Raw genomic sequence first — 8,681 nt, 5'->3', positions numbered from 1 at the left:
AGTTTTACCGTGGTCAACGTGGCCGATAGTACCAACGTTTACGTGCGGTTTCGTACGTTCAAATTTTTCTTTAGACACGATCGTGTTCCTTCCTAGTTATGAGTCGCACCTACCGTCGTAAGTGCGATCAGAAGTTTTTATCAATGCTGGCGAACAATGCCAACATCAAAGCTACTAATCAACAACGCTGTGCGATGATTGAGTCAGCAACATTCTTTGGAACATCAGCGTATTCGCTGAATTCCATAGAGTAAGATGCGCGGCCCTGAGTCGCTGAACGCAAGTCAGTTGCGTAACCAAACATCTCAGCCAGCGGTACTTGTGCGCGAATGATTCTCAAACCAGCAGGACCTTCGTCCATACCGGAAATCAAACCACGGCGGCGATTCAAGTCACCCACTACATCACCCATCCAGTCTTCTGGAGTGGTGATTTCCACTTTCATCATTGGCTCAAGAATAACAGGTTGCGCTTCGAGCGCTCCTTTCTTAAAGGCCATAGATGCAGCGATTTTAAACGCCATTTCGTTGGAGTCAACATCATGATAAGAGCCATCGAACAAGGTGGCTTTTACGTCAAGTACTGGGTAACCGGCAAGGACACCACTACTCATCTGCTCTTCAATGCCCTTAGACACTGAACTGATGTATTCTTTTGGTACTGAACCACCAACGATTTCATCAACGAAGACAAAGCCTTCGCCGAGTTCAGACGGCTCCAGTTTGATCCATACATGACCATACTGACCGCGACCACCTGATTGCTTAACGAACTTGCCTTCGACTTCAGCATTACCACGGATGGTTTCACGGTATGCCACCTGAGGCTTACCTACATTACATTCAACGCTGAATTCGCGGCGCATGCGATCGACAATGATGTCGAGGTGCAACTCACCCATACCAGAGATCAGGGTTTGTCCTGACTCTATATCCGTTTCAACGCGGAATGATGGGTCTTCTGCCGCCAGTTTACCCAGCGCGATACCCATTTTTTCTTGATCAGCTTGTGAGCGAGGCTCTACGGCGATCTGAATAACAGGCTCAGGGAACTCCATGCGCTCAAGAATCACTTTAGATTCTAGTGCACAAAGGGTGTCACCCGTCGTCACGTCTTTCAGACCAATTGCCGCCGCGATGTCACCCGCGCGGATCTCTTTGATCTCTTCGCGTTTATTCGAGTGCATCTGAACGATACGGCCAAAGCGCTCACGCTTTTGCTTCACAGAGTTATAAACTGTGTCGCCAGTATTCACCACACCTGAGTAAACACGCAGGAAGGTTAACGTACCAACAAATGGGTCAGTGGCGATTTTGAATGCTAGTGCTGCGAATGGTTCGTTATCGTCTGCATGACGGTCGATCACATTGCCATCTTCGTCTTCACCATTGATCGCTTTCACGTCAACTGGTGAAGGAAGGTATTCAACAACAGCATCTAGCACCGCCTGAACACCTTTGTTCTTAAATGCAGAACCACAAGTTGCCAGTACGATTTCGTTGTTTAGGGTGCGTTCACGCAATGCTTGCTTGATTTCGGCTTCTGTCAATTCCCCATCTTCGAGGTATTTGTCCATCAGCTCTTCGTTTGCTTCAGCAGCCGCTTCAATTAGGTTTTGATGCCACTCTTCTGCTAACTCTTGCATGTCCGCAGGGATCTCTTCGTAACTGAAGGTCATCCCTTGATCAGCTTCATTCCAGTTTATCGCCTTCATTTTAATAAGGTCGATAACACCGCGAAACTCATCTTCTGAACCAATATTCAAATGAATTGGAACAGGATTAGCACCTAGTCGATCTTTAATTTGATTAACTACGCGCAAGAAGTCTGCGCCTGTACGGTCCATCTTATTGACGAAAACCATACGAGGAACTTGATATTTGTCGGCTTGACGCCAAACAGTCTCAGACTGAGGTTCAACACCAGAAGAGCCACAGAATACAACGACTGCACCATCCAATACGCGCAAAGAACGTTCGACTTCAATAGTGAAATCAACGTGTCCTGGGGTATCGATGATATTGATGCGATGCTCAGCGAATTGTGCATCCATACCATGCCAGAAGGTTGTAGTCGCAGCGGATGTGATAGTGATACCACGTTCCTGCTCCTGCTCCATCCAGTCCATGGTTGCGGCACCATCGTGCACTTCACCAATTTTATGAGAAAGACCGGTATAAAACAGGATACGCTCTGTTGTTGTAGTTTTACCTGCGTCTACGTGAGCACAAATACCGATGTTACGGTAGCGCTCAATAGGGGTCTTACGAGCCACAGTAGTATCCTCTTACTAAGGTCAACCTTAGAATGTGGTTTAGGCGCGGCAGATGCCGCGCCTAAAAAGGTATTACCAGCGGTAATGAGCAAACGCTTTGTTAGCGTCAGCCATACGGTGAACGTCTTCACGTTTCTTAACCGCAGTACCTTTGTTCTCAGATGCATCTAGCATTTCGTTAGCTAGACGTTGAGCCATAGATTTTTCACCACGCTTACGCGCTGCTTCAACCAACCAACGCATAGCAAGTGCGTTACGGCGAACCGGACGAACTTCTACTGGTACTTGGTAAGTTGAACCACCAACACGGCGAGATTTAACCTCTACCGCAGGGCGTACGTTTTCAAGAGCTGTTTCAAACACAGACAGGTGCTCTTTACCAGAACGCTCTGCCATGATGTCTAGTGCACCATAAACGATTTTTTCTGCAGTCGACTTTTTACCGTCAACCATTACGATGTTTACAAATTTTGCCAGCAGTTCTGATCCGAACTTAGGATCCGGAAGGATTTTACGCTGACCAATTACGCGACGACGTGGCATGGAATTCTCCGTTGTCTTCTTCAGGTTTTATCCAAAACTTTTCAGTTTTTTCAAAATTACAAATTAATTAGTGTTTGGCCTTACTTAACGGATTCCATTAAGACTTCGGACGTTTCACACCGTACTTAGAACGACCTTGTTTACGGTCGTTAACGCCTGCACAGTCAAGTGCACCACGAACGGTGTGGTAACGCACACCTGGAAGGTCTTTTACACGACCGCCGCGGATAAGAACAACGCTGTGCTCTTGCAGGTTGTGGCCTTCACCGCCGATGTATGAAGTTACTTCAAAACCGTTAGTCAGGCGAACACGGCAAACTTTACGTAGAGCCGAGTTAGGTTTTTTAGGCGTGGTAGTGTAAACACGAGTACAAACACCACGTTTTTGCGGACACGCTTCCAACGCAGGCACGTTGCTTTTCGCAACTTGCTTAACGCGTGGTTTACGTACCAGCTGGTTGATAGTTGCCATTAAATAGCTCCTGATATTACTTACGTATAAGTGTGAAAAATCTATGCCCCACAAAAGTAGGGACGCGAAATTTTAGGCGTGGTCTATTTAGGTGTCAAGATTTATACAACGATCTTTGCATCGCGCAAATTGTAAACGCTGCAATCCTGAACTTTTACGCTAGTCGAAAGTGGCGAAATTCACCATTTCATTTGCGTGACATGCCGCTCGGTTAGCGACACAAAACCTTTAATATCAACAAGTTCTGCTGATTTAATGTTTTCTTCATTTATACCTCGCGCGACTACATCTTCGCGAAGCACATAAATTCGGCGTCCGCACGACGTCAGTGTTTGTTGCCACTGTCCGCTGTCAATTGCGGCGATCACGGCGTCTTCGATCAGTAAGATCTCACTGTTTACGTCAGAATAACGCAGACAATTGCTCAATGATGAGGATGAAAAAGGGGAAGAGCTGACGGTATGAAGCATCATCTGTCCTTTAAAACTGAAGTACTTTCGAGCACTGAGTAAGTCGCTCGGAAATCGTCGTTGATGACACAATATCTGCATCAATGACCAACGGTGATTGATGCAATCCACGCTCTTTCAATGACGAGCTACACACATAGATTTCTTCCACATCACAAAGGGAGAGCATTTTGAACGTAGAAATATAGTCGCGGCAGCCTATTTTATCAGGACGCTGATTCGCCAGTAATTGCATCACTCCATCACCGACAAAGAATAATGTGATGTCTTCGCTGTAATTTGAGGTGGCGAGCACAGCATCAAGCCCTTCACGCCCACCAGCAGAACCATGTGGTGCGGATGAAAAGACAAACCCTAATTTCTTCATGTCCACTCTCTCAAAATTGAATAACGCGATCAGCAGTAAGCAGCGCTTCAGATAGTGAACCTAGTCCCGCTTGAGAAAAACCGTCCGCCATATTCGATGAAGACAAGCCATGCAACTTCGCTTCATCCTCGCCTACTTGCCCACGACGAAGCGCAGCGGCAACACAGGTTTCGAGTTCTACTTGATGAGTTTTCGCCAATGCTTGCCACGCCGACACCAAATCAAATTCATCATTCGCAGGCACGGTTAGCGAAGAGGCGTTAGACACGCCATCTTGATAGAAAAAAACTTTGGATAGTTTATGCCCTTGCGCCACGAGCGTTTCGGCAAAACGATACGCTGTCATTGACGACTGACGCCCATAGACAGGTGCACTCACCACGATGACATAGTTGAGTGTCATCTTTCCCCGTCCTCACCTTTACGTTGGCGAATATAGAGATACACGGTGTGTTTAGAAATATTGAGGCGATCCGCGACGCGATTGATAGCATCTTTGATATCAAAAATACCTTTATCAAACAGCTCCATCACAATCTGGCGATTCTTGGTGTTGTTCGAGACCGATTTATCCGCGTTAATTTCTTCTATCGTACGCTCAACGGTTTGGTCGACAAGCTCATCAACATCACTCGCGAAGTTAACCGCGGATACCGCCTGACGGGCCTCTTCTGTTGGCATAAAGGCTTGAAGTACTTGAGAGAAGGGGGCATCGAGGTTGATATTGATACACAACAATCCAATCACTCGGTTATCGCCATTACGAATGGCTACCGTGATGGACTTCATCAGGGTATTCCCTTTCGCTCGCGTGAAATAAGCGCGAGAGAAGTTTCGCTCAGATCCTTCAATATCTCTCAACATGCGTAGCGCTAAGTCGGTGATCGGTGAGCCTACCTGACGCCCTGTATTTTCACCGTTAGCAATTTTAATCGCTGACGTATTTAAATCTTCGAGGGAGTGCAACACGATTTCACAGTGTTGGCCAATCAATGCAGCCAGACCGTCTACAACGGCTTCATAGGACTTTAGGATTGTGTAGTCTTGCTCTGTGAACGGATTACTTTCGATAAAGTCACTGTCGACGATCACATCTGAACCCAAACTGTCTGTTGATACCACGGCCTGCTTTCCTTTTGTTAGTTTTCGCTCATCAACGGACAAAAGATAAACGAAATCTGCAATATTTAAAATACAGCGACAAGTCTAACAGACTTGGTTCAAAAGATATAAAAACCCCGACAACAGTCGGGGCTTCAAGTAATCCAATGCGAACATCACAGCTGGCACTATCCAGTGGCGCTCGTTCGGTAATGATTACTTTTTAATTTCTAGTAGCTCAACATCAAATACCAGCGTTGAGTTAGCAGGAATGGTTGGCGTATCTTGCGCGCCATATGCCAACTCTGAAGGAATGACGAATTTGAACTTAGAGCCAACAGGCATCAACTGGACACCTTCAGTCCAACCAGGAATCACGCGATTAAGCGGGAAAGTGGCTGGTTGATTACGATCATACGAGCTATCAAACTGCTTACCATCCGTCAGCGTACCTTTGTAGTGCACAACAACAGTGTCTTCCGCTGCAGGCTTATCGCCCTCGCCCATGGTTTCAACAAGGTACATCAGGCCCGAATCAGTGGTTGTTACGCCTTCAGTTTTCGCAAACTGTGCACGGAACTCTTCACCCGCTTTAACTGCCACAGCAGCACTTTCTTGTGCTTGCTTTTGTGCCAACTCAGCCACGCGCTGATCCAGCGCTTGTAACGTAGCTTGCGCTTCTTCATCACTCAGTTTTGATTTATCTGAAAATGCGTCTTGCACACCTTGTAGAACCAAATCAGAGCTCAATGCCAAACCAATTTCTTTCTGTTGCTCAAGGTTCGCTTTTAGGTATTGCGCCAACGATGCACCGATCGCGTAGGCTGCTTTATCATCTTCGGTCGCAAAGGTGACAGTTTCAACGGCCACAGGTGCTTCTACTTTCGCTGTTTCTTCTTTCGCGTCTTCTTGACAACCGACTGCCAATGCAACGGTTGCCGCTAGCAATGACACTTTAAAAACTGATTTCATTCGTTACTCCGTTGGTATAAAAACCACATTTCTCTTATTCGCTTACGCGAGAACAATGCGAAAGCCCAAAACAATCAATATACTCGACGTTATAGGGGTCCAAGATAAGGAACACAAGGGTGACGCGACAATTCGCCAGCACAATTTGCTTATTTCTGACACTGTTAGCACTTTCAGGATGCTTTCACTCTACCCACGAAGCCCAGCGTTGGACGCTTCAGCCGGATGGCGTGACCAGTTTCAGCCTCAGCCGAGATGGGCGCTTTGCCCTGATGGCATCCACTGAAAAAGGCATCGTTCTTTGGGATTTAGTCCAAAACAAGCAACTTGCCGATTTTGGTTATCAGGACCCAAACAAGAACACTGTCATTGCCAGCCAGATTTCCGATAACAATCGTTATGCGATTTCTGCCACCTCACAAAACTTTGCAGTGTGGGATCTCGCATGGGGGCAAGCTGAAGGCCTGTGGTCGATATCAGACGGTATTATTCGCGATGTTGATATCAGCAATAACGGTCAGAAAATTCTGCTCGCGCTGTCTAACGGCAAAGCCTTGTTCGTAGACTTAGGCACTGGAAGACGCTTAGAGTTCCTTGCTCATAACGATAAAGTCAACAGCGTCTCTCTCGCTCCTAACGGCAAATACGCCATGTCTGGCGGTAATGATCACAACGCCTACTTCTGGAGCACGGAAACCGGTCAAATATTGAATGAGTTCGCGCACGAACATCGCATTACTCGTGTGGAATTACATCGTAGCGGAAAATTCGCGTTTTCCGCTGATGGTGATGATTCAGCCATCATATGGGATTTATCCACGGGCGAGCCAATGAGCCAACTACAGATGTTCCAGCGCCATGCCAACTTTTCGACGGCACGCTTTTCAGATGACGGTACCAAATTGGTGACGGGTACACCTGGTCGACGGATTGAGTACTGGAATACCGCGACCGGAGACAACCTAGGCCGTTGGTTAGCAGAAGAACAACAAAATACTCGGCCACCAAGCGCGGTGGTGTATGATGTCGCCATTGATCCAACTGGACGCGTTATATCTGGCACCTCCGCAGGTATCGCACAGGCTTGGATAGCGCAGGAAGATTAAGAACATGACCGAATTTGAACAACAGCTACAAAAGCAGATTGAAGATCTGGAAATCAAGCAAGCCTTTCAAGAACACACCATTGAAGAGCTCAATGATGCGTTAACAGGCCAGCAGAAAAACATTGACCGCATGAATACGCAGATTGCTTTTCTCGTCACCAAGCTAAAAGCTATGGAGCCGGCTAACATTGCGAGCATGAACGAAGAAACGCCACCTCCGCATTACTAAGAGATGCCAGTAGATGCGGTTCGCGAGGAACGAGAAAGAGCAAAGATATTAAACTGCTCTCTCACTCGAACCTCGCCTCTCATTACTCGCTAACTAACGACAGATCCTCATCCGCAAATATCGCCACTAACGCATTTCCACTTTCATCAACCGTCGCTCGGTACATTCCCGCACAGTTCAGTTCAAAGTTAACCTTACCGTTTGCGTCAATCGCAATCACACCGCCTTCGCCACCTAGATCAAGAAAGTCGCCATGAATCACTTCGCGACAGGCCTGTTCGATGCTCGCGTTGCCATACTGCATACGCCCTGCAATATCACCCGCCACGGTGCAACGCATTAAAAGTTCGCCCATCCCTGTGGCAGACACCGCCACATTGCCGTTGCGTGCGTAGTTACCACCACCAACTATGGGAGTATCTCCAACTCGTCCCCAGCGCTTATTCGTCAAGCCACCAGTGCTTGTGGCTGCTGCAAGATTACCGTTCTTATCACGTGCCACCGCTCCCACTGTGCCGTGTTTTTTTTCATCTGGGTAACGAGTTTCAGACAGCGCAACGCCACCCGTTTTCTTCATTGCACGTAGTTCTTTGTATCGACGATCCGTGAAGAAGTAATCCTGCTCGGTATACTCATAGCCGCACTCTTTGAATGCAAACGTCTCCGCGCCCTCACTCGCCAACATGGCATGTGGGCTTTTTCGCATCACGTCGCAGGCCAGTTGAACGGGGTTTTTGATATGACGTATCAAGGTGACCGCTCCAGCATCGAGATCTTGCCCATCCATCACACAGGCATCCATTTCCACCGTTTCATCATGCGTCAGCACCGAGCCCTTTCCGGCGTTAAACAGGGGACTATCCTCCATCACAGTGACAGCAGCGACCGTTGCGTCCACAGCATGACCACCCGCAACGAGCACAGCATGACCCGCCAGTACAGACTGCGCCAAGGCTTGACGGTAATCTTGTTCAAGCTCCGGTGTCATCAAGCTACGAACAATAGTGCCTGCACCGCCGTGAATAGCGATCGAGAAAGAGTGGGACATGGCGATTCCTTCATTATCGGGGACTGATTACTGCAAGAGTTAAATGGTTCTTCGCTCAGTGTAAAGCGCTTTGCTCTTACCTAGGAACTTCTTCTCCC

11 protein-coding genes are annotated in these 8,681 nt (G+C 47.6%); 2 read left to right on the top strand and 9 right to left on the bottom strand.

Annotated features, from left to right (window positions below):
* Positions 1–178: 178 nt before the first annotated feature.
* The 8 genes from fusA to fkpA all read right to left on the bottom strand — a co-directional run bounded on the left by fusA (position 179) and on the right by fkpA (position 6,200).
* A complete protein-coding gene (fusA, locus tag LRP50_RS24880; RefSeq protein WP_274167089.1) occupies positions 179–2,275 on the bottom strand; it encodes an elongation factor G in 2,097 nt (698 codons plus the stop codon).
* A gap of 72 nt (positions 2,276–2,347) precedes the next feature.
* A complete protein-coding gene (gene rpsG / locus LRP50_RS24875) occupies positions 2,348–2,818 on the bottom strand; it encodes a 30S ribosomal protein S7 (protein WP_028025941.1) in 471 nt (156 codons plus the stop codon).
* 97 nt (positions 2,819–2,915) lie between these two features.
* Complete coding sequence (gene rpsL, locus LRP50_RS24870; protein ID WP_038181303.1) at positions 2,916–3,290, bottom strand: 30S ribosomal protein S12; 375 nt, start codon at positions 3,288–3,290, stop codon at positions 2,916–2,918.
* A 179-nt stretch (positions 3,291–3,469) separates the two neighbouring features.
* Complete coding sequence (gene tusB / locus LRP50_RS24865) at positions 3,470–3,763, bottom strand: sulfurtransferase complex subunit TusB (protein ID WP_274167088.1); 294 nt, start codon at positions 3,761–3,763, stop codon at positions 3,470–3,472.
* Between the two features lie 7 nt (positions 3,764–3,770).
* Positions 3,771–4,127, bottom strand: a complete 357-nt coding sequence (gene tusC, locus LRP50_RS24860; protein ID WP_274167087.1) for a sulfurtransferase complex subunit TusC — start codon at positions 4,125–4,127, stop codon at positions 3,771–3,773.
* A gap of 10 nt (positions 4,128–4,137) precedes the next feature.
* A complete protein-coding gene (gene tusD, locus LRP50_RS24855) occupies positions 4,138–4,530 on the bottom strand; it encodes a sulfurtransferase complex subunit TusD (protein WP_274167086.1) in 393 nt (130 codons plus the stop codon).
* Positions 4,527–5,249, bottom strand: a complete 723-nt coding sequence (locus tag LRP50_RS24850) for a helix-turn-helix transcriptional regulator (protein WP_274167085.1) — start codon at positions 5,247–5,249, stop codon at positions 4,527–4,529. Before LRP50_RS24850 ends, tusD begins: the two co-directional genes overlap by 4 nt.
* 195 nt (positions 5,250–5,444) lie before the next feature.
* Entirely contained in the window at positions 5,445–6,200 is a 756-nt protein-coding gene (gene fkpA, locus LRP50_RS24845; protein ID WP_274167084.1) for an FKBP-type peptidyl-prolyl cis-trans isomerase, read from the bottom strand.
* Positions 6,201–6,319: 119 nt separating this feature from the next.
* Between fkpA and LRP50_RS24840 the strand changes: the two genes are divergently transcribed.
* Together LRP50_RS24840 and LRP50_RS24835 are read left to right on the top strand one after the other, a co-directional pair.
* Positions 6,320–7,306, top strand: a complete 987-nt coding sequence (locus LRP50_RS24840; protein ID WP_274167083.1) for a WD40 repeat domain-containing protein — start codon at positions 6,320–6,322, stop codon at positions 7,304–7,306.
* Between the two features lie 4 nt (positions 7,307–7,310).
* Positions 7,311–7,535, top strand: a complete 225-nt coding sequence (locus LRP50_RS24835; RefSeq protein WP_274167082.1) for a SlyX family protein — start codon at positions 7,311–7,313, stop codon at positions 7,533–7,535.
* Positions 7,536–7,617: 82 nt separating this feature from the next.
* Here the strand turns inward: LRP50_RS24835 and LRP50_RS24830 are convergent, their stop codons facing one another.
* Positions 7,618–8,583, bottom strand: coding sequence for an isoaspartyl peptidase/L-asparaginase family protein (locus LRP50_RS24830; protein ID WP_274167081.1), 966 nt, complete (start codon positions 8,581–8,583; stop codon positions 7,618–7,620).
* Positions 8,584–8,681 lie beyond the last annotated feature (98 nt).

This window comes from Enterovibrio gelatinilyticus, from assembly GCF_028683095.1.
GTDB lineage: Bacteria > Pseudomonadota > Gammaproteobacteria > Enterobacterales > Vibrionaceae > Enterovibrio > Enterovibrio gelatinilyticus.
The sequence above is the reverse complement of the archived record's forward strand: the minus strand, read 5'-3'. Positions and strand labels throughout refer to the sequence as shown.

Excerpts from the sequence above, each read along its gene's own strand:
- rpsG (WP_028025941.1), bottom strand. The coding sequence starts at position 2,818 with ATGCCACGTCGTCGCGTAATTGGTCAGCGTAAAATCCTTCCGGATCCT.
- rpsL (WP_038181303.1), bottom strand. The coding sequence starts at position 3,290 with ATGGCAACTATCAACCAGCTGGTACGTAAACCACGCGTTAAGCAAGTT.
- tusB (WP_274167088.1), bottom strand. The coding sequence starts at position 3,763 with ATGATGCTTCATACCGTCAGCTCTTCCCCTTTTTCATCCTCATCATTG.
- tusC (WP_274167087.1), bottom strand. The coding sequence starts at position 4,127 with ATGAAGAAATTAGGGTTTGTCTTTTCATCCGCACCACATGGTTCTGCT.
- tusD (WP_274167086.1), bottom strand. The coding sequence starts at position 4,530 with ATGACACTCAACTATGTCATCGTGGTGAGTGCACCTGTCTATGGGCGT.
- fkpA (WP_274167084.1), bottom strand. The coding sequence starts at position 6,200 with ATGAAATCAGTTTTTAAAGTGTCATTGCTAGCGGCAACCGTTGCATTG.
- LRP50_RS24835 (WP_274167082.1), top strand. The coding sequence starts at position 7,311 with ATGACCGAATTTGAACAACAGCTACAAAAGCAGATTGAAGATCTGGAA.
- LRP50_RS24830 (WP_274167081.1), bottom strand. The coding sequence starts at position 8,583 with ATGTCCCACTCTTTCTCGATCGCTATTCACGGCGGTGCAGGCACTATT.